Consider the following 19,997-nt stretch of genomic DNA (forward strand, 5'->3'; position numbering starts at 1 on the left):
AAACAATACCTGTTGAAACTGGGAGGGGGAGAGAAAATGAGTGTTGAAATCGCTGAATTGAACAGTAAAAGAAGCATGCCGCCAATTCAGTTCGGTGAAGAAGTATCCGGTGCTGAAACGCTGCTGCGCTGTCTGATCCTGGAGGAAGTTGAGCACATTTTTGGTTATCCCGGCGGGGCTGTACTGCCCATCTATGACTCATTGTACGGGAGCTACTTTAAGCACATTTTGACCCGCCACGAGCAAGGAGCGATCCACGCTGCAGATGGATATGCTCGCGCTACAGGCAAACCTGGCGTATGTATCGCTACTTCCGGTCCGGGCGCTACCAACCTGGTGACAGGGATTGCAACTGCACAGATGGATTCTGTGCCGCTGGTCTGCATTACCGGGAACGTCGCTCAGAACCTGATCGGAACGGACGCTTTCCAGGAGGCGAATATTACCGGCATCACGATCCCGATTACCAAGCACAGCTACTTCGTGCGAGACGTGCGCGATCTGCCGAGAATCGTCAAGGAAGCGTTCCATATCGCCACGACAGGCCGTCCCGGCCCCGTGCTGATTGACATTCCAAAAGACGTAGCCAATGCGAAAGCGCCTTTCTACTATCCGGAGGAAGTGAACATCCGCGCATACCGCGCTTCGCTTGTACCGAGTGATGAAGAAGTAAACACATTCGTTAAGGCGATCAGCTCCGCAAAAAAACCAGTGATTCTCGCTGGCGGCGGAATCATTGCAGCCGGTGCTGACAAAGAACTTCTGGCATTTGCCGAAAAGACCCGCATCCCTGTGATCAACACTTTTATGGGATTGGGCGGCTTCCCTGGCGTACACGAACTGTCGCTTGGAATGCCGGGCATGCACGGAAGCTACACAGCCAACCAGGCGATCCTGCAAGCAGATTGTGTAATCGGACTTGGCGCTCGTTTTGATGACCGCATCACGATGGGACGCACCAAAGAATTCGCTCCGAATGCACGCATCGTTCACGTGGACATTGACCCTGCTGAGCTGGGGAAAAACGTGGCGACAGCAGTCACCGTCGCTGGAGATGTGAAAAGCACGCTGCAAAAGGCCTTGCCGCTGGTGTCGGCATGTGACTCGCAGGCTTGGATCGACCAGCTGAAAGAGTGGCAGCAGCAACAGCCGTACAAGTATAAGAAGGAAGACGGCGTCTTGAAGCCGCAAGCGGTAATTGAGCTTCTGTACAACACGACAGAGGGCGAGGCAATCGTCACGACTGACGTGGGACAGCATCAGATGTGGACCGCTCAGTACTACAAATTCAAGCACTCTCGCTCCTTCATTTCTTCCGGCGGCCTCGGCACGATGGGCTTTGGCTTCCCTTCCGCGATCGGAGCGCAAATCGCGAATCCAGACCGGACAGTCATTGCAGTAGTAGGGGATGGCGGCTTCCAGATGACCAATCAGGAGCTGGCGATTGTCTCCCAGTACAACATTCCGGTCAAGGTAGTCATTCTGAACAACCAGTGCTTAGGGATGGTTCGCCAGTGGCAAGAGCTCTTCTACGACAACCGCTACAGCGAGATCGATCTGACCTGCAGCCCGGATTTCGTCAAGCTGGCTGAAGCCTACGGTGTCAAAGGCATGCGCGCAAGCACGCAAGAAGAAGCAGAGCGCGTATGGGCGGAAGCACTGAAGCACGACGGCCCTGTAGTCATCGACTTCCGCGTAGCACAGGGAGAAAATGTCTATCCGATGGTTGCGTCAGGCAACACCTTAGATCAGATGGAATTGGGGGAAGAGTAGATGCAGCGACATACGATTGCCGTACTAGTAAATGATCAGCCCGGCGTATTGACCCGTGTCGCGACTCTGTTCGGCCAACGAGGCTTCAACATCGACAGCATCACAGTCGGTGGGTCCGAGGAGGCAGGCTTGTCCCGCATGGTCATCAGCACCGGGGGGGATGATCAGCAGATCAATCAGTTGATGAAGCAGCTGTACAAACTCATCGACGTGATCTCGGTCACCAATCTGAGCGCCAATCCCTTTGTATCGCGGGAACTGGCTCTGATCAAGGTAAGTGCCACTCCAAGTCAATTGGCGGAACTCAACGGAATTGTGGAGCCGTTCCGGGCAGCCATTGTCGATGTGGGACCAGAATCGCTGATCATCCAGGTGACGGGTGATACAGAGAAAATCGACGCTTTGCTCATCCTTTTGCAAAGCTATGGTGTACTCGAATTGACTCGAACCGGGTCAGTGGCGATGGCACGCAGTATCGTACCAGCAGATGCAGCAGCAACTGTATAGTACAAAAAATTCTGAATTAAAATTCAAACTAAACAACATTTCAGGGAGGCTATACAAAATGGTAAAAATGTACTATGAAGCAGACGTAAACAAAGAGGCACTGCGTGGCAAAACAATCGCAATCATCGGTTATGGAAGCCAAGGGCATGCGCAAGCACAAAACCTGCGCGACAGCGGCTATAAAGTAGTAGTGGGCCTGCGTCCAGGGAAATCCTGGGACGTAGCAGAAAAAGACGGTTTTGAAGTTCTGACTGTAGCGGAAGCAACCAAACGTGCAGACGTGGTACAAATCCTGATGCCGGATGAGCGTCAAGCGCAAGTATACCGCGATGAGGTAGCTCCTAACCTGAAATCCGGCGCAGCTCTTTGCTTCTCCCACGGCTTCAACATCCATTACGCGCAAATCGTGCCGCCGGCTGACGTAGACGTCATCATGTCCGCTCCAAAAAGCCCGGGCCACCTGGTGCGCCGCGTATACCAAGAAGGCTTCGGTGTTCCTGGTCTGATCGCAATCTACCAAGATGCGACTGGCAACGCAAAAGAAATCGCATTGGCATACTCCAGCGGAATCGGCTGCACCAAAGCTGGCGTCATCGAAACTACCTTCCGTGAAGAGACAGAGACAGACCTCTTCGGTGAGCAAGCAGTACTTTGCGGTGGTGCAAGCGAGCTGGTAAAAGCCGGTTTCGACACTCTCGTAGAAGCAGGCTACGCTCCAGAGATCGCGTACTTCGAGTGCTTGCATGAACTCAAGCTGATCGTTGACCTGATGTATGAAGGCGGCTTGGCACGCATGCGCTACTCCATCAGTGACACGGCTGAATACGGTGACTACAGCGTAGGCCGTCGCATCATCACAGACGAAACACGCAAAGAAATGAAAAAAGTGCTGTCCGAAATTCAAGATGGTACATTTGCTCGCAATTGGATCTTGGAAAACCAAGCAAACCGCCCAGGCTTTACTTCCCGCCGCCGTCTGGAAGCAGAGCATGGCATCGAGGTAGTCGGGGAACAACTGCGCGGCATGATGTCTTGGCTGAACAATAAATAATAGCGTTAGGGAAAAATGTGGAGGTGAATAGTTCATGCGGACCATTGAGATTTTTGATACAACATTGCGTGACGGGGAACAGTCTCCGGGCGTCAACATCAGCACGAACGAAAAGGTGGAGATCGCCCTTCAACTGGAGAAACTGGGCGTTACGAGAATCGAGGCAGGCTTTGCTGCTGCCTCTCCCGGTGACCAAAAGTCAGTGGCCGAAGTAGCAAAGCGCGTCAAAAACTCCACGATCGTCAGTCTGGCTCGCGCCGTCAAAGACGATATGGATAAGGCTTACGAAGCGCTGCGCAACGCGGAAAACGCATCCCTCCACGTCTTTCTCGCGACGTCTCCGATCCATCGCGAATTCAAGCTGAACATGAGCAAGGAGCAGGTCCTGCAGCGCGCGGTAGAAGCTGTCACCTATGCGAAAAAGTACTTTAAGGAAGTCCAGTTTTCGGCAGAAGATGCGGCTCGTACGGAGATCGACTTTTTGAAGCAGGTGGTAGAGGCGGTCATCAAGGCTGGAGCGACTACAGTGAACATCCCTGATACCGTGGGCTACATGACGCCGATCGAGTACGGAAACATTTTCCGCGAGCTGAAAAAGGTACCCGGTGCAGACCTGATTCGCTTGAGCTGTCACTGCCATGACGACTTGGGAATGGCCGTAGCCAACAGCTTGGCTGCCATCGAAGGCGGCGCGACGCAGGTGGAAGGAACGATCAATGGCATTGGGGAGCGTGCAGGGAACGCAGCATTGGAGGAAGTAGCTCTCGCGCTGGAAACACGCAAGGACTACTATCAGGCAACCACGAAGCTGAACCTGAAAGAAATCGCTCGTACCAGCCAGCTGGTCAGCCGCTTGACCGGGATGATCGTGCCTGGAAACAAAGCAGTTGTCGGCGCCAACGCCTTTGCGCACGAATCGGGCATTCACCAGGATGGCGTGCTGAAAAACGTCACCACCTACGAAATCATTCGTCCCGAATCGGTGGGCTTCAAATCCAACAAACTCGTCCTCGGCAAGCATTCCGGCCGTCATGCGTTCAAGGAGAAGCTGGTTGAGCTTGGGTTCACCCTGGAGCAGGAGGAAGTAAACGCGGCGTTTGCAGCGTTCAAGGTCCTCTGCGACAAGAAAAAAGAGATTACGGATGACGATATTCTCGCGCTGGTGGATACCAAAATGGAGCGCGGTCCAGAAGCGTTCCAGTTGGAATCCGTGCAGCTCGCATACGGGAATATCTCAGTGCCGACTGCAAGTGTGCGCCTCCTTCGCGCAGATGGTTCTGTCTGTGAAGAAGCGGCTTGCGGCAACGGTTCTGTCGATTCTATCTACAAGGCAATTGACCGGGCGACAGGTGAAGATGTGACGCTGGTTGATTACAAAATTCTCTCTGTTACACACGGCAAGGATGCACTGGGTGAAGTATACGTCCGTCTGCAGCAAGGCGATTTGAGCGTGACGGGACGGGGTGTCAGCACGGATGTCCTGGAAGCGAGTGCTGTTGCCTATATTCGTGCCGTCAACAAGATTTTGGAGCGTCGCAACGAGTCGATGCCGGTAGCTGTCAACTAGTTGTAGGAGCTACGGATACAAAAACCACTACAGAAGAAAAGCGGGATAAAAGATGAAGAAAAACTATCGCATCGCTGTTCTGCCTGGGGACGGGATTGGACCGGAGATTATGCAAGAAGCCGTTAAGGTCCTCACCCTTGTAGGGGAGCGGGAAGGCGTCACGTTTACATGTGAAGAAGGCCGAATCGGCGGCATTGCCATCGATACGGATGGAACACCACTGCCGGAGGAAACCTTGAAGCTGGCCAAGGAAGCAGATGCTGTGCTGCTTGGAGCAGTCGGGGGACCAAAATGGGATCAAAACCCTGGACATCTTCGTCCGGAAACGGGACTGTTGGGAATTCGCAAAGCATTGGGGCTTTTTGCCAACCTCCGACCTGCCACAATGATCAACTCCTTGGTGGATGCTTCCTCCCTCAAGCCGGAAGTGGTATCCGGAGTCGACCTGATCGTCGTCCGTGAGCTGACCGGCGGGATTTACTTCGGAGAGAAAAAACGCTACGACGGCCCTAATGGCGAAGTAGCGGAAGACCAATGCATTTATCATGAAGCAGAGATCGAGCGAATCATTCGTGTAGCCTTCGATGTTGCACGCAAGCGTCAAAAGCGCGTGGTGTCGGTAGACAAGGCAAATGTACTGGAAAGCTCCCGCCTCTGGCGCAAGGTAGCAGAGCGCGTGGGTGCCGACTACCCGGATGTAGAGCTGAGCCATCAGTTGGTCGATTCCTGCGCGATGCAGCTCGTGCGTGATCCGAAGCAGTTCGACGTCATCGTGACAGAGAATATGTTTGGGGACATCCTGAGCGATCAGGCGGCTATGTTGACGGGTTCGATCGGCATGCTGTCCTCGGCAAGTCTGGCTGCAGGCAGCTTCGGTCTCTACGAACCGGTGCATGGCTCTGCGCCTGATATCGCTGGAAAAGGCATCGCCAATCCACTGGCAACAATTCTCTCCGTAGCGATGATGCTGCGTCTGTCCCTGGGGATGGATAAAGCGGCTGACGCTGTGGAAAAAGCGGTCGGAAATGTATTGGAAGCAGGACATCGCACAGGCGATATTGCTTCGGATCGCAGCAAAGCCATCGGTACTGTAGAGATGGGTCAGCTGGTTCGTGATGAGTTGAGCAAAATCTTGAATTAAGCATAGCCCTGCCAAGTCTCTTTTGAGGGATGAACTGGCAGGGTTTTTGTTGTCTTCATGCTCTAGCGGCGGGGAGGAAAAAGGAGAAAACACTTCAGGCGGGTTGGGATCTTCGCTGTGGGTCATTCCTGGTCGGCTCCATTCCAAAGGCGTAACCGCGGCCAAAAGCAGTCGACTTCGAAGAAGTGAATCAGGGTTGGCCGCTAAAAGCGGGTTCCGCCTTTTCCATTGCGCCTGGGTCAAGATCCCAAATGCCTTCCGCTTTTTTCTCCTTTTTCCTCGACCAACTGTTAGTTGTCGACCAATCTTGATTTCGTGGGCTTCTCAAGAAGTTTGCTTTGATAATCAAAAAAGACGCTTCCACAGGGAGCGTCTTGGTCATTTTCGTAACAGAACATATGTTCGTTTTCTCGTACAATCAAAGTAGGAGCTAGTATCCTTAACATCTATACTATTAGTTTAATTCAGACAAAAGAAAAAGTCTATATTTTGTAAGAAATTTGCTCTATAGTTTTTTTACCTGGCCGGGAATCTTCACAAATGGGGGGCATAGATGCAAATTCGCTTATGGAATAACAACCTGAAAGTCCGTTTATTCGGAGAAGCGCTGTTCAATATGCTGTTTTGGATGTACTTTCCGTTCATAACGGTCTATTTTGGTGCAGCATTGGGCAATCATATCGCAGGCATTCTGATGACGATACCGCCGATCTTCAGCCTGGTGGGGAGTCTGCTCGGTGGAGCATTGACGGATCGAATGGGAAGGCGCCAGGTGATGCTGATGGGTGCAGGTCTGCAAATGGGGATGTTTGTCTTGTTTGCGGTCTCGCCATCGCATTGGATCGATTACCTCGCGTTTATCGGCATTGGGGTGGGAGGAGCCATTTATCGGCCTGCGAGCTCCGCTATGGTCGCTGATCTGGTTCCTGCAGAAAACCGCCGGGAGATTTTCGCGACCTTTATGACCGCCAATAACATTGGTGCTGTTCTTGGTCCCGCTCTTGGCGCCATTTTTTTCTTCCATTACAGGCAAGAGCTGTTGTGGACCTGCGCATTGGTCACGCTTCTGTATTTGATAGCGATCTATTTCATCGTTCATGAAACATTGCCGCATTCGGAGAAAAACAAGGTAGGCTCCAACTCAATCACCCATGTATTCAAGGAGCAATGGAAGGGATACGGCATTATTTTTCGCGACAAAGTGTTCCTGATCTATACCCTGGCAGGCATCTTTGCCCTGGTACCGATTATGCAATTGGATCTCTACTTTCCGGTGTATGTAATCAATGAGGTACCTGCCCAAGCATTGTTCACCTGGAATGGCGATTCCCTGATGCTGACAAGTACGGAGATTTACGGGTGGCTCCTTGGATTTAACGGGCTTTTATTCGTTCTATTTATCCTTCCGGTGACGAAATGGTTCCACAATTGGAAAGAGCGTGATGTGTTCATTTTGTCATCATTGCTGTCAGGAGTAGGCACATTTGCCTTGGGACTGAACACGAATTTTTGGTTCCTATTTTTCGTCACCATCATCTTCACATTTGGCGAGATGGTTCGCTCTCCGGTGACACAGAGCTTCATCAGCCGCTATGCCCCGGAGCATGCGAGGGGACAGTACATGGGAGCCGACAGCCTGCAAGGCACCATCGGGAAATTTTTGGCCCCGGTGACGGTTTTCCTGTCCAACTGGATGACACCCATGGGGATATTCAGTATTATCCTGGCGTTTGCCTTGATCAGTGTCGTGTTGTACATCCAGTTATTTCGTATCTATAAGGAGGAGCAACCGAATTAGCGGATCAGGGCTGCTCCCAGCCGATAGAGCCAATGCTTCAGCTCGCGCTCGTCCATCGGAGCCAGCGGAAAGCGCACGGCAGGCCGGCGCTCGATGTCGGCCGGCTCGTCTGGGACGCGGAATGCCTGCCCAGGTGTCAATTCCAAGCCGTCTTCACGCAGGTAGGAGATGACTCTGTTTTCAAGTGCCGCCGCATGGGCAGTCGGTTCTCCCCACTCGATCCAGGTATTGAGTCCGCCGATAATCGGATACATGCGGGCATGCGCAGGCAGTGCGTGATGTTTTTCTTTCCAGACAAATTGAAAACGGGATTGGAACAACGCCCGCCTGTCAGCCAGATACACATCTCCGAACCAGGTGTCATCCAAAAGCCGAACCGCCGCATCGACGACCAGCAGGGAAGGCTCGGCACCAGTCATGGCGACGAGTTGCCGATTGCGCTCCAGCTCCTCCGTATCCAGATCTGAGGGAAGCATCAAGACGCCCAGCTGCAGATCGCGTGCCAGCGTTTTGGAGAGCGAGTGCAAATAGTAGACTTGCACGGACATTTGCTCTTGCAGCGCCATCTGGTAGAGAGTCAGGCTGGGACGCTGGAACCACAGATCGCCGTAGTGGTCATTTTCGACCAGCCTCACATTGTGGCGGGACGCCCATTCGAGCAGCTCCTCCTTGCGCTTTCGGGAGTAGCTGATGCCCGTCGGAAAATGATAATGCGGGTTGGCGAGAATCCAGTTGGCGGGATAATGCTTCTGTTCCTCCTCCAGCGCTTCGATGGAGATGCCTTCCTCGTCCATGCGAATCGGCCGTACCGTGATTCCGCATTGACTGAGCAGACGCAGAAAAACTGGATAGGAGTACTCTTCCACGTATACGACATCGCGCGGCGTCATTGCTCTCTGTGCGAGGAACGCAAATCCGCTGGTGCTGCGGTTGAACAGCATGACTCTCTCGGGAGCATGCGGCAGGCCGCGCCGTGTCAGGTGGTTGGCAAACACCCTGTCCGCCTTCGCACGGCGGATTTTTTTCTGTGCAGAAGGCTCATCCAGCACGGTCAGGCTTTCGTAGAACGCGCTGCGCAGGCGTTTGACCAGCTCTTCGCCGGGACGCGGCGAGGAATCGGAGAAGGAGGCGATCGGAATATCCGTCAGCGGAAGACGGTTCTCCATTCGGGCTTCCTTTGCATGTACTGTCAAATAGTAGCCTTTTCCGTGGACAGCTTCCAGCCAGCCTTCTGCCGCCAAATAGTCATAAGCCTTCTTGACCGTCTCCAGGGAGCAGCCGCTGGCGGTTTTCATCTCGCGCAGTGAAATCAGTTGTTGTCCGTCTACGAGAAAAGCGCCACGCAAAATAGCCGTTTGTAACTGTTCGGCGAGTTGTACGTATATAGGCGTATGGGATTGTTTATGGAAATGAAACGAGAAAAAAGGGCGGTTGGCCATCTGGGCTCGCCTCCATTCATGTCGAAAAATAGCAGTCATCATCAGCATTATAGCGGAAAGCCTGCGGGAAGGGATAGGGGAGAAGGCGAAAATCTTCCCGCTCTGTCAGCGCAGGAGGCATCCGCTCCCGGAACATGGTATCATGATGCAAGAAAAGTCGTGGGTCGAGGAGATGAGAATATGAGCACGCAAGAACACAAGGCACAGGCGCCAAAACAGGTAGGGTGCATGGTGATTACGGTTTCCGATACGCGGACAGAAGAGACGGACAAAAGCGGGAAGCTGATGACCGAGCTGCTGGAAGAGGCTGGACATCGGCGCATTCGCTATCAGATCGTCAAGGACGAGCCGTCTGAGGTGGTTGCCGCTATAGAGACAGGGATACACGATCCGCAGGTGCAGGTGATTCTGTTAAATGGCGGAACCGGAATCTCTCCTCGTGACAACACTTTTGAAGCGGTATCCGGACTCTTGGAAAAGGAAGTGCCGGGATTTGGCGAATTGTTCCGGATGCTGAGCTATACCGAAGACATCGGTTCAGCCGCGATGCTGAGCCGGGCTGTAGCCGGAACGCGCCAAGGCAAAATGATTTTCTCGACACCGGGCTCTACGGGTGCGGTTCGTCTGGCAATGACAAAGCTGATCGTGCCGGAATTGGGGCATGTCGTGCGTGAACTGAATCGGTAGGTCAGAATTGCTCCCTTGACCTTGTATGTGGTACTGTTACGACAGGGATTTGATCGGCAATGCCCCAACAGCAAGGAGAAAAGCGAGATATTTGCCGAAATGTGCAAGGAGAGTAGCCTAAAAATGAAAATTGTACTTTCAACGTTAAACGCGAAGTTTATCCATTCATCACTTGCCTTACGCTATTTGCGAAGCTATGCCAGGCCGTCTTTTCCACAGATCGAGCTGGTAGAATATACGATTAACGATGTGACGATGAATCTTGTCGCGGATTTGTACAAGCGTGAGCCGGATGTCGTCGCCTTTTCCTGTTATATCTGGAACATTCGCGAGACGCTTGATGTCGTTCGCAATCTGAAGAAGGTGCGTCCCGACTTGCCGATTATCCTGGGTGGGCCAGAGGTCACCTATGATGCCGATCACTGGATGAAAAAACATCCCGAAATCGATGTGATCGTGATCGGAGAAGGGGAACAGACCATTCTGGAGCTGCTGCAAGCCTATCAAAAGGCGAAGGAGACCGGACAGCCTCCTGCGCTGCGCGATGTAAATGGCATTGCCTACCGCGACGAGGAAGGGATCGTTCGTTTTTCCATGCCGCGTGCCCAGATCGAGGATCTCGATTCGATTCCGTCCCCGTACGAGGATGATCTGGATGAGCTGAACAACCGCGTCGTCTACTTCGAGGCTTCCCGAGGCTGCCCTTTCAAGTGTCAATACTGCTTGTCCTCCATTGAAGACGGGGTGCGCTACTTCAGTCTGGAGCGGGTAAAAGCTGATCTGCTGCGCCTGATCAACCATGGCGTGAAGACGATTAAATTTGTCGACAGGACGTTTAATATCAATAAAAAATATGCGCTGGAGATCTTTCAGTTTTTGATCGACAACCATCGCGGAACCGTGTTCCAGTTCGAGATTACCGCCGATATTTTGCGTGCGGACGTCCTTGATTTCTTGACCGAGAATGCACCTCCCGGGATCTTTCGCTTCGAGATCGGGGTTCAGTCGACCAATGATGAAACCAATCGTCTCGTGCAGCGGATTCAGCGCTTTGACAGGCTTTCGCGCACAGTGACGCAGATCAAGGAGTCGGGGAAAATCGATCAGCATCTCGATTTGATCGCCGGCTTGCCGGAGGAGGATTACCACTCCTTCCGCAAAACGTTCAACGACGTGTTTGCCCTGCGGCCGGAGGAGCTGCAGCTTGGATTTTTGAAAATGCTGCGCGGGACAGGCGTGCGCGCTCGGGCTGCCGACCACGGCTATGTCTACATGGATGAAGCTCCTTATGAAATCCTTGGGAACAACGTGCTTTCCTTTGCTGACATGCAAAAAATCAAACGTGTCGAGGACGTTTTGGAGAAATACTGGAACGATCACCGCATGGACTACACCTTGGAATGGCTGTTGACCCATGTGTTCGAGACGCCTTTTGACTTTTTTCAGTCCTTCGGCGACTACTGGGAGAACCAGGGGTGGAGTCGAATCGGGCATCAGTTGGAGGATTTGTTTACCCGCTTGCTCAGCTTCCTGGAATTCAGCGGTGTAGAGGGTCTTGAACACATCCTCAGCTTGATGAAATTCGATTACCTGCGCAATCAAAAACATCGGCCACGCAAACTGTGGTGGGATGACGTGCTGGAAAAGCAAGAGATGCAGCAGGTTTATGGGCTTGTCCAGCAACAGGCTGGCCGCTTGCGCCACGACTTTGCCGAACATGCTGCGACCCAAAAGGATTACTTCAAACATACCTTGAGCGCCAAGGTATCCTTTGATATCGAGAAGTGGATCAAAACAGGAGAACGCATCGAGGGTTCCTACATCCTCGTCTTGTATTATCCGTACAAAGATGAGCAGGGGAATGCGTTTGTCGTGGTAGAACAGGACATGAGCGTGGCACACTAAGGAGACATAGGCCTTACAACCATCACGCTTCATTAGAATCAGGGTGCATACAAGCCGCTCGCTCTCTTACGGATGAATGCAGACTAGCGGCGAAGATAGGGGATTTTGCCGGATGGAAGTTAACCTTCTGATGTCGATCATAGAACAATACGGTTATTTGGCCATCTTTTTTCTTCTGTGGCTCGGAATCGTAGGATTGCCAATTCCGGATGAGCTGGTAGTAGCGACGGGGGGATTTTTGGTTTCCATTGGAATCCTGAACCCCGTCTACTCCTTTTTGACAGCTTATCTAGGAGTGGCATCTGGGTTGACGATCGGGTTTTTGCTGGGAAAATATTTTGGGAAACCTATACTGGGCTGGTTGTCTAAAAAAGAGAAAATGAAGCACAAGGTGGAGCAGGCGACAGCGATGCTGGAAAAACATGGAACTACCGCGCTGTGCATCAGCTACCTGTTTCCTGTCGTGCGTCATCTGGTGCCGTATCTGGTCGCGATGGGCGGAATGTCGTATCGCCGCTACGCGCTGCTTTCCTATCCGATCGGGTTGGTCTGGACCTTTGCTTTTTATCTGATAGGATACATCTTTGGACGAAATGTCGAAACCATCATTGGCATGATTCGTTCTTATGGGGCTTACACCCTGTTGATTCTGGTCGTGGTTGTGGGAGCTTATCTGCTGGTACGCAAGCTTCGCGCCCGGACCTCCCAAGCCAAAGGAGAGTAGAGCATGGTACAGGCACAATGGCGGCGTCACCGCAGAAATCGCAATCTTACGCTGGGAGCGGCATTGCTTTTGATGGCGGCAGGCTTTCTCCCGGTTATACCCATCTGGGTGTCCGTTGCCGGGTTCGCTCTCGTCAATGTGTACGCTTGGGTGCTGATGGCGTGGGACAAGCAGCAGGCGATCCAGCATCGTTTTCGCATCCCGGAGGCGAGCCTCTTGCTCGCGGCTGCGCTCGGAGGCGGGACAGGGGCGCTTCTCGGGATGTTTGTCCATCGCCATAAGACCAAGCATCTGCGGTTTGTCCTTTTGGTCCCTCTTTTTACACTAATCCAAATTTTGCTGCTAGTCTATCTCTGGATAGATGCATAGGGCACGGGTAGAGATTTCTACCTGTGCTCTTTTTATATTTTTAGACACCCTGAAATTTTGATCGGATAACTTTACCATCCCCGGGTAAACTAACCTACAACTCAATCGACTTTCGTGGACGTGAGAGGAGGAGGTTGTTTGAGCCAATTCTGGAATGCCTGGAACAAACGGAAGGATAGACTTCGCAATCAGACGCTTGAGCAGCATGCCAATAAAAGTATGGATAGCGTCAAAGACAGTCCCGTGACCTCTGTATTGGAGGATAATATAGTATTGATCGAACAGCAGTTTGGAAAAAGCGATGATCTCGTGGTGCGCAGATTTCAGATCACAACCGGTAAAGACGCTGCTGTCATATTTCTGGATGGGATGGTTGACCGGAATGTCATCAGTGATTTTGTCATTCGCTCATTGACGACAGAGAACGTCACATACCTATCGCCTGCTAGCAATGAATTGGAAACAACGAATCAATTGCGCCAGATCGTTCGCAATATCTTGTCGGGTAATTCAGTTTTGTTCATAGATGGAAGCACAGAAGTCTATCTGATCAATTCCAGGGGCTGGGATCGCAGAAGCGTGATGGAACCGCAGACAGAGTCGGTGGTGCGGGGACCGCGAGACGGATTTACCGAGACGCTTAGCGTCAATGCGGCGTTAATCCGCTTTCGCTTGAAAGACCCGAATCTGCGTGTCAAGCACTTGATTGTTGGTCAACGTACGCAAACGGATGTATTTGTGATGCATATCGATGGGGTTGCCCATCCCCCGATCGTAGAGGAAGTAATCAGGAGAATCGAAAACCTGAATCTGGATGCTATATTGGAAACCGGCTATATCGAACAGATGATTCAGGATCATCGGTACTCGCCTTTTCCTCAAATACAGAATACGGAACGACCTGACAAAATCGTAGCCAATTTGCTCGAGGGAAAAGTGGCCATCCTCGTAGATGGGACTCCCTTCGTGCTGATTGCACCCGCTGTTTTGTCCCAATTTTATCAAAGCCCGGAGGATTATTACGAGCGTTTTTACATCGCTTCCTTGATTCGCTTCATTCGGGTCATCAGCATATTGATCGCCTTGCTGCTGCCATCGTTGTACATTGCTTTCAGCTCCTTTCATCCAGAGATGATTCCCTCACGCCTCGTTATTGCGATGGCTGCTGGACGTTCCACAGTTCCATTTCCTTCCTTGGTCGAAGCGATGTTTATGGAGATTGCGATCGAGATATTACGGGAAGCCAGTGTCCGCCTGCCGGGACCGATCGGACCGACCATCGGCATTGTAGGTGCCTTGGTTGTCGGAGAAGCTGCTGTTTCGGCGGGATTGGTCAGCCCAGTCATGGTCATCATCGTGGCGGTGACGACGATTGGCTCATTTGCTTCTCCCAGCTACAGTGCAGCCATCGCGATCCGCATGCTGCGCTTTCCTGTCATGTTCATGGCTGGGTTGTTCGGATTGTACGGGATTATGTTGTTTATCATTGTCATGCTCGTCCATCTGTCCTCGATCAAGTCCTTTGGCGTTCCGTATCTGTCTCCGATCAGTCCGCTCAATTTGAAGGGGATGCGTGATTTATTCCTGCGGTTCCCGCATCATCTCATGAAGTTACGTCCATCCATGTTTCGGGTGCATGACAAAATACGCATGAGGGAGGATGACCAGTCGTGAAGAGACAGGACAACGGCACGCCGCGGTACGGCTTCACCACCTGGCAGCAGACCTGCCTGATCACCAGCACGTTGATCGGGGTAGGGGTACTTACGCTGCCCAGGACTTCGAGCTCCCGATTGCTTGAGGCGGGGTGGATGGCTCCGTTGGTTGGATCACTGGGCGCTTATATCTCCATCTGGATGATCGCAAAATTAAGCCGCCGTTTTCCTGGAATGACCTTTGTTGAATACAGTCCCTTGGTTTGGGCTTCGAAGGAATCGCCAAAGCTGGGGAAACTTCTCAGCATTCCCTGGATTTTCGTATACTTGTCCTTTATCTACGTGGCGACCGGGATGGTTTCCCGCATCTTTGGCGAAGTGGTGGTTACTTCTGTCCTGCTGAATACTCCTTTGGAAGTCATCATGATCACGATGTTTTTGCTAGCCTTTTTCTTGTCCCTGCACGACGTGGATGTAGTGGCTCGTGTCAATGAAATCCTCTTTCCACTCATTATTTTTCCGGTGCTCTTCATCGCCATAGCCTCCTTCCAGAAAGCAGACTGGAGCTATCTCTTTCCGCTGATTCGAGTATCCGGAAAATCAATCTTCGAAGGGGCCTACGAAGCGGTCTATTCTTTTTCCGGTTTTGAAATCATGCTGATCTTCTATGCGTTTACCCAGCATAATTCCGGAAAAGAAAAAGCGGGCTTTGTGGGAATCCTGATGACGATGGTGGTCTACACCTTGATTGTCGTGGCGGGTATTACTGTATTTGGATATGAAGAGCTGCAACGCTTGACCTGGCCGACGCTCGAATTGGTCAAAACGACGCAGGTGCCAGGACTGATCCTCGAAAGGCTGGAATCGGCCTTTCTGGCAGTCTGGGTTGCGGCCGTCTTTACGACTGTTGCCAATGCGTATTACGCCGTCATATACGGTTTGCGCCAATGTTTCAACAAAGGGATGGTCTTTCAGAGAATAGCCTCGGCATTCTTGTTTATTCCCCTGTTTTTCATCGCATTGATCCCGCAAAACATCGTGGAAATATTTCAGATCAGCTCGTATATCGGCATAGGCAACCTAGTCTTGAATCTCGGGGTGCCCACCATTTACTGGATTGTTCTGTTTCTACGGGGCAAGGCAGGGATTCCAAAGGAGCGGAAGGCGGATGGATAAACGATGGAGTTATCTCTGCCTGCTTCTCCTGTGCCTTTCCTTTCTGGCCGGGTGCTGGGACCGAAGAGAGTTGGAGGAGAGAGCCTCGGTTCTGGCAATCGCTATCGATGCGGGCGGAGAAGATGAAGAACGATACCGGGTGACCGTGCAGATCCCGATCCCGATCAAGATCGCAGGGAGCAGCGGACAGGGAGGCGGCGGGAATTCGAATGCCGTCAAGGTCATGAGTGTGACCGGGCGCACAATAACGGATGCGACCAATAATCTCCAGCTTCGTTTGAACCAGCGGTTGTTTTTGGGACATACGCGCGTAGTTGCCATAAGTGAAGAGATAGCCCGGGAAGGCATTGAAGATATTCTGGACGGTTTTCGCCGCGAAGCGCTGATTAGACGCTTGCTCTGGCCCATTATCGTAAGGGGAAAGGCGTCGTCCCTTTTGGAGATAAAGCCGCAACTGGCGCAGATTCCGGTCGTTTTCATCATGGATCTGGTAGAGAACGGGAGGAAAATGGGAACCATCCCCGACAAAACGTTGGGAGATTACCTCAACGAAACCTCGAATAAGTCGATGCAGCCTTTCCTCAACTATGTAGAAGCGACGAAACGAGAAGTGAAATGGATCGGGACCGCTATTTTCCACGATCATAAAATGGTTGGCTCACTCACGCCGATTCAGACCTGGTCACTCATGCAGCTGAGGAATCAGAAGAGGGGGGGCGATGTGATCATGCCTCTGGCGGGTCAAGAAGATGCTTATGTCACCTTGCGCCCGCGGTTTGTGGATACGAACCTGACCATTCAACCGAATAAATTCAAAGGAGGCGGGTTGGAAGCCGTATTTTCCTGTGAAGTACAAGGGGACATCATGGAATATGTGCCTGGGAACATTCGTTTTGCTTCGCCGGAAAAATTTATTGAGGCGATGCAAAAGGAGCTGAAGCAGGAGATGGAAAAACGGGCCCGGCAAATGATTCAAAAGCTGCAGAAGCACAACAGTGATGTTCTCAAGCTGGGATTGCATCTGCGGTCTTACCACTTTCACGATTACTGGGTCCATCACGATTGGAACAAAGCCTTCAAGGACTTTCCGATACGAGTGGAATATACGATCAAGCTGCGGAGGCTTGGGATGGAGATGGAGCAATAAAAAGCGTAGAAAGGGAAGGTCATCAGGACCCTCCCTTTTTGTGTTAATACGGCTCCTACATCGGTTTGGCGGTCTGAGCAGGCATGTGTTCCGCGATGGTTTGGACCATCTGCTGACGAATGTTTTCGTTGCTGTTTTGCCAAAGGACTTCGAACAGGACACCAAGGCCGGGCAGCGTTTTTTCCTGGCCACTGGAGATCGCGTCGCTAATGGTTTCTTCTACGGCATTTGCGTCTGAACCTTGCATTTTATACATGATCGCTTGACGCAAATTCAGGGAGGCGATATTCATGTGCAGTCGGACCCCTCTCTTGTAATGGTGGTTTCCGGGTTAGTATTTGTTGTGCAGGGTACCCTCATACCCTTTTGTAGCAGGGGAATGGGGTGTGTTATAATGCTTGTTATGAGTAAAGGCCCTTGGGGGAATCGGTAATGATTTGCTCGGGTGATAAAAGGAGTAGGTGCAGGCATGTCATCGAAGCAATTTGCGATTATCGGGATGGGGCGATTTGGTTCCAGCGTGGCACGCACGCTGTATGAACTCGATTTTGAAGTAATGGGCATAGATGAGAACGAAGAGCGGATCAACGAAAACATTCAGTATGTGACGCATGCCGTAGTGGCGGATACGACGGATGAACGCGCCTTAAAAGAGCTGGGAATCCGCAACTTCGATGTCGTGGTCGTGGCTATTGGCGTCGATATACAGGCAAGCATCCTCACCGTTTTGACCCTAAAAGAGCTGGGTGTCAAGAAAATTGTGGCCAAAGCGCAAAATGAACGCCATGGACAGGTTCTCTATAAAGTAGGAGCGGACCGTGTTGTTTTTCCGGAGCGGGACATGGGAGTTCGTGTGGCGCATAACCTGATTTCTGCCAATGTTCTCGATTTTATCGAGCTGGCTGAAGATTACAGCGTGGCCGAGGTGATGGTCTCTCCGCGTATGGTCGGAAAGAGCTTGCGCCAGTTGAATCTACGCGCGCTGTATGAAGTGAACGTCATTGCGATCAAAAGCGGTGATAAATTCAACATTACTCCCAATCCGGACGATTTGATTCAGGTAGGGGATGTCCTCGTCGTGATCGGCAATAACAAGGACCTACAAACCTTTGAGGAGCAAGCGTAAATGGCACATGAACGAATTACATCCGCGCAGAATCCGTTGGTCAAACGGCTGCAGCTTTTGCTGGAGAGAAAAGGAAGGGAAGAGTCGGGCAGTTATCTGATCGAAGGAGCCCACTTGGTGGAGGAAGCCTTAAACAGCGGGGCCGCCGTTACAACGATTCTGTATGACAGCGAGAGAGAATTGAATGCAGCCTGCCGTCAGGCGCTGACGAACATCAGCCCGGACGTGCATGTCGTGGCGGCGTCCGAGGCGGTTTTGGCCAAGCTGAGCGAGACCAAGTCACCGCAAGGAATCGTCGCTGTCGTGAAAAAAAATCAGCAAAATTGGGAAGAATGGACGGAACAGCTCCTTCAGGCAAAGCGGGATCTTCTTCTCCTGTTTTTGGACGAGCTTCAGGATCCCGGCAATCTGGGGACGATCTTGCGCACAGCGGAGGCAGCAGGTGTAGACGGAGTCGTTCTTGGAAGGGGCAGCGTTGACCTGTACAATGGAAAAGTAGTACGGGCTACGATGGGGGCGATCTTTCGCCTGCCCGTCTTCACGCAAGATTTGACGGTCGCGGCTGACCAGTGGCGTCAAAAAGGGGGCCGCATGCTGTGCTCGACACTCCGGGAAGACAGCCGCTCCTACGACAGCGTAGACTATAGTGGAAAAGTCGCGATCGTCATCGGCAATGAGGGCCGAGGAGTCTCCGATGAGATGATCACGCAGGCGGATGAACTGGTGCATATCCCGATCTACGGTCAGGCTGAATCGCTTAATGCAGCCGTAGCCGCAGGCTTGTTGGTTTACGAAGCGCGCAGAAAAAAAGACCGGTCTCATTAACCGGTCTCCTGCCCGATTGTTTGCTTCTTGTTTTTATACTCTTCACGCGCAAGCTGCCATTGGTCCTGCGCCATGCGTATGATACCGCTTTCCATTGTACGGCCGCGAAACTCCAATGCCTTGCCGAAGTAGCGGATGGCGTTGTCAAATTCGCCAAGCCGCCGATGCAGTTCGCCAATGAGGTATAACAATCGCACCTCCGACATTTCCTTGTCCCCGACCGTATAATCCGAGTGGATGTAGGATTGCTCGTATTCGTCTACAGCCATGCCGATAAAGCGAAGCTCTTCCGCAGTGTTTTCAGCAAAGCGGTACAGCCAGGCCAGGCGTAGATACAACCCTGCTTTGACAGAGTGCGGTTGATCAGTCAACGCAGCTGCATAGATCGCCAATTTATAGCAGGCAATCGCTTCTTCCTCTCGACGGAAGGAGCCAAAATGCTTGCTGGTCCACTTGGCAGTGATGTTCTTTTGCACGCTCTTGGCTTGTGAGGGTGTCAGCTTGAGATTGAACTGGTCGGTAAAAGAGAAGCCGCATTGCGGGCAGACGTGAACGGAGTACAGGATCGGATTCAGCGATTTGTCCTTGAATTGTGTACAAAAATCGGTATCCCGGTGCTGGACTGCGAGGGAGCCGCTGCGAACTCGCTTGGTAGTAAAAGGGGTCTCACAATGGCGACAGTTGACGGATTTGTCGTAAAGCACGTTATGAAGATCGATCATTTCAGACTTCCCCTTTTCTGCGTGATGCCTGTTTTTACTTGTCAATTAGGGTGGACTTGTTATGTATCGTTGAAAGTTATTCTCCGTTACGCTATAATTTCCATACGGATTCATTATAACCGAAAGCGATGATAGAGACTAGTACGCAGGAACTACGTGTTCGCAGGGAGAAGGTGCCGGGGACTGGAAGCATCTTTAACGCGCTAGCTGCCGAATTCACTCTGAAGCCGCACTCTGAACCGCTTAAGCGAAGTAGGAGCAAGCCGGGTCATTCCCGTTACCAATGATCTAAGTGAGACTGCAGGCATATGACTACAGCCTGTCTGTCTAACAAGGGTGGTACCGCGAGAAAAAGTAACTCGTCCCTTTTGGGGGCGGGTTTTTC

18 protein-coding genes are annotated in these 19,997 nt (G+C 51.9%); 15 read left to right on the forward strand and 3 right to left on the reverse strand.

What is annotated here, in order from left to right:
- Positions 1-36: 36 nt before the first annotated feature.
- From ilvB to EDM58_RS00405, 6 genes are all read left to right on the forward strand, one after another.
- Positions 37-1,773 (forward strand): biosynthetic-type acetolactate synthase large subunit, encoded by a 1,737-nt coding sequence (gene ilvB / locus EDM58_RS00380; protein WP_122911563.1) that lies wholly within the window; start codon positions 37-39, stop codon positions 1,771-1,773.
- Positions 1,774-2,280, forward strand: coding sequence for an acetolactate synthase small subunit (gene ilvN, locus EDM58_RS00385; RefSeq protein WP_122911564.1), 507 nt, complete (start codon positions 1,774-1,776; stop codon positions 2,278-2,280).
- Between the two features lie 58 nt (positions 2,281-2,338).
- Positions 2,339-3,331 carry a ketol-acid reductoisomerase gene (gene ilvC / locus EDM58_RS00390; RefSeq protein ID WP_122911565.1) on the forward strand — a complete coding sequence of 331 codons (993 nt, stop codon included), beginning with the start codon at positions 2,339-2,341 and terminating at the stop codon, positions 3,329-3,331.
- Between the two features lie 34 nt (positions 3,332-3,365).
- Positions 3,366-4,898 (forward strand): 2-isopropylmalate synthase, encoded by a 1,533-nt coding sequence (locus tag EDM58_RS00395; protein WP_122911566.1) that lies wholly within the window; start codon positions 3,366-3,368, stop codon positions 4,896-4,898.
- Positions 4,899-4,950: 52 nt separating this feature from the next.
- Entirely contained in the window at positions 4,951-6,039 is a 1,089-nt protein-coding gene (gene leuB, locus EDM58_RS00400) for a 3-isopropylmalate dehydrogenase (protein ID WP_122911567.1), read from the forward strand.
- A 553-nt stretch (positions 6,040-6,592) separates the two neighbouring features.
- Positions 6,593-7,837, forward strand: a complete 1,245-nt coding sequence (locus EDM58_RS00405) for an MDR family MFS transporter (RefSeq protein WP_122911568.1) — start codon at positions 6,593-6,595, stop codon at positions 7,835-7,837.
- Here EDM58_RS00405 and EDM58_RS00410 read toward each other — a convergent pair.
- Complete coding sequence (locus EDM58_RS00410; RefSeq protein WP_122911569.1) at positions 7,834-9,276, reverse strand: aminotransferase-like domain-containing protein; 1,443 nt, start codon at positions 9,274-9,276, stop codon at positions 7,834-7,836. The two genes, EDM58_RS00405 and EDM58_RS00410, sit on opposite strands and share 4 nt — an antisense overlap.
- 180 nt (positions 9,277-9,456) lie before the next feature.
- Between EDM58_RS00410 and EDM58_RS00420 the strand changes: the two genes are divergently transcribed.
- The 7 genes from EDM58_RS00420 to EDM58_RS00450 all read left to right on the forward strand — a co-directional run bounded on the left by EDM58_RS00420 (position 9,457) and on the right by EDM58_RS00450 (position 16,939).
- Positions 9,457-9,963, forward strand: coding sequence for a MogA/MoaB family molybdenum cofactor biosynthesis protein (locus EDM58_RS00420; RefSeq protein ID WP_122911571.1), 507 nt, complete (start codon positions 9,457-9,459; stop codon positions 9,961-9,963).
- A 123-nt stretch (positions 9,964-10,086) separates the two neighbouring features.
- Entirely contained in the window at positions 10,087-11,868 is a 1,782-nt protein-coding gene (locus EDM58_RS00425; protein WP_122911572.1) for a B12-binding domain-containing radical SAM protein, read from the forward strand.
- A 112-nt stretch (positions 11,869-11,980) separates the two neighbouring features.
- Positions 11,981-12,592, forward strand: coding sequence for a DedA family protein (locus tag EDM58_RS00430; protein WP_122911573.1), 612 nt, complete (start codon positions 11,981-11,983; stop codon positions 12,590-12,592).
- 3 nt (positions 12,593-12,595) lie between these two features.
- Positions 12,596-12,961 (forward strand): DUF1294 domain-containing protein, encoded by a 366-nt coding sequence (locus EDM58_RS00435; protein WP_122911574.1) that lies wholly within the window; start codon positions 12,596-12,598, stop codon positions 12,959-12,961.
- Between the two features lie 138 nt (positions 12,962-13,099).
- A complete protein-coding gene (locus tag EDM58_RS00440) occupies positions 13,100-14,635 on the forward strand; it encodes a spore germination protein (protein ID WP_122911575.1) in 1,536 nt (511 codons plus the stop codon).
- Positions 14,632-15,792: a GerAB/ArcD/ProY family transporter gene (locus EDM58_RS00445; RefSeq protein WP_122911576.1), complete on the forward strand. Its 1,161-nt coding sequence runs from the start codon at positions 14,632-14,634 to the stop codon at positions 15,790-15,792. The genes EDM58_RS00440 and EDM58_RS00445 overlap by 4 nt, the downstream gene beginning before the upstream one ends.
- Complete coding sequence (locus EDM58_RS00450) at positions 15,785-16,939, forward strand: Ger(x)C family spore germination protein (protein ID WP_122911577.1); 1,155 nt, start codon at positions 15,785-15,787, stop codon at positions 16,937-16,939. The genes EDM58_RS00445 and EDM58_RS00450 overlap by 8 nt, the downstream gene beginning before the upstream one ends.
- A 55-nt stretch (positions 16,940-16,994) precedes the next feature.
- Here the strand turns inward: EDM58_RS00450 and sspI are convergent, their stop codons facing one another.
- Positions 16,995-17,231 (reverse strand): small acid-soluble spore protein SspI, encoded by a 237-nt coding sequence (gene sspI / locus EDM58_RS00455; RefSeq protein WP_122911578.1) that lies wholly within the window; start codon positions 17,229-17,231, stop codon positions 16,995-16,997.
- A 177-nt stretch (positions 17,232-17,408) separates the two neighbouring features.
- Here sspI and EDM58_RS00460 point away from each other — a divergent pair, with 177 nt between their 5' ends.
- Positions 17,409-18,065: a potassium channel family protein gene (locus tag EDM58_RS00460; protein ID WP_023555643.1), complete on the forward strand. Its 657-nt coding sequence runs from the start codon at positions 17,409-17,411 to the stop codon at positions 18,063-18,065.
- Positions 18,066-18,890, forward strand: a complete 825-nt coding sequence (locus EDM58_RS00465) for a TrmH family RNA methyltransferase (protein WP_122911579.1) — start codon at positions 18,066-18,068, stop codon at positions 18,888-18,890. It abuts the gene before it with no gap.
- Here EDM58_RS00465 and EDM58_RS00470 read toward each other — a convergent pair.
- Positions 18,887-19,612 carry a DUF2225 domain-containing protein gene (locus tag EDM58_RS00470; protein ID WP_122911580.1) on the reverse strand — a complete coding sequence of 242 codons (726 nt, stop codon included), beginning with the start codon at positions 19,610-19,612 and terminating at the stop codon, positions 18,887-18,889. The genes EDM58_RS00465 and EDM58_RS00470 overlap by 4 nt on opposite strands.
- Between the last annotated feature and the right edge of the window lie 385 nt (positions 19,613-19,997).

The sequence above is a fragment of the Brevibacillus panacihumi genome, assembly GCF_003710985.1.
Lineage (GTDB): Bacteria > Bacillota > Bacilli > Brevibacillales > Brevibacillaceae > Brevibacillus > Brevibacillus panacihumi.

Bases quoted from the DNA above. Each gene is read 5' to 3' on its own strand.
- ilvB (WP_122911563.1), top strand. From the start codon at position 37: ATGAGTGTTGAAATCGCTGAATTGAACAGTAAAAGAAGCATGCCGCCA.
- ilvN (WP_122911564.1), top strand. From the start codon at position 1,774: ATGCAGCGACATACGATTGCCGTACTAGTAAATGATCAGCCCGGCGTA.
- ilvC (WP_122911565.1), top strand. From the start codon at position 2,339: ATGGTAAAAATGTACTATGAAGCAGACGTAAACAAAGAGGCACTGCGT.
- EDM58_RS00395 (WP_122911566.1), top strand. From the start codon at position 3,366: ATGCGGACCATTGAGATTTTTGATACAACATTGCGTGACGGGGAACAG.
- leuB (WP_122911567.1), top strand. From the start codon at position 4,951: ATGAAGAAAAACTATCGCATCGCTGTTCTGCCTGGGGACGGGATTGGA.
- EDM58_RS00405 (WP_122911568.1), top strand. From the start codon at position 6,593: ATGCAAATTCGCTTATGGAATAACAACCTGAAAGTCCGTTTATTCGGA.
- EDM58_RS00410 (WP_122911569.1), bottom strand. From the start codon at position 9,276: ATGGCCAACCGCCCTTTTTTCTCGTTTCATTTCCATAAACAATCCCAT.
- EDM58_RS00420 (WP_122911571.1), top strand. From the start codon at position 9,457: ATGAGCACGCAAGAACACAAGGCACAGGCGCCAAAACAGGTAGGGTGC.
- EDM58_RS00425 (WP_122911572.1), top strand. From the start codon at position 10,087: ATGAAAATTGTACTTTCAACGTTAAACGCGAAGTTTATCCATTCATCA.
- EDM58_RS00430 (WP_122911573.1), top strand. From the start codon at position 11,981: ATGGAAGTTAACCTTCTGATGTCGATCATAGAACAATACGGTTATTTG.
- EDM58_RS00435 (WP_122911574.1), top strand. From the start codon at position 12,596: ATGGTACAGGCACAATGGCGGCGTCACCGCAGAAATCGCAATCTTACG.
- EDM58_RS00450 (WP_122911577.1), top strand. From the start codon at position 15,785: ATGGATAAACGATGGAGTTATCTCTGCCTGCTTCTCCTGTGCCTTTCC.
- sspI (WP_122911578.1), bottom strand. From the start codon at position 17,231: ATGAATATCGCCTCCCTGAATTTGCGTCAAGCGATCATGTATAAAATG.
- EDM58_RS00460 (WP_023555643.1), top strand. From the start codon at position 17,409: ATGTCATCGAAGCAATTTGCGATTATCGGGATGGGGCGATTTGGTTCC.
- EDM58_RS00465 (WP_122911579.1), top strand. From the start codon at position 18,066: ATGGCACATGAACGAATTACATCCGCGCAGAATCCGTTGGTCAAACGG.
- EDM58_RS00470 (WP_122911580.1), bottom strand. From the start codon at position 19,612: ATGATCGATCTTCATAACGTGCTTTACGACAAATCCGTCAACTGTCGC.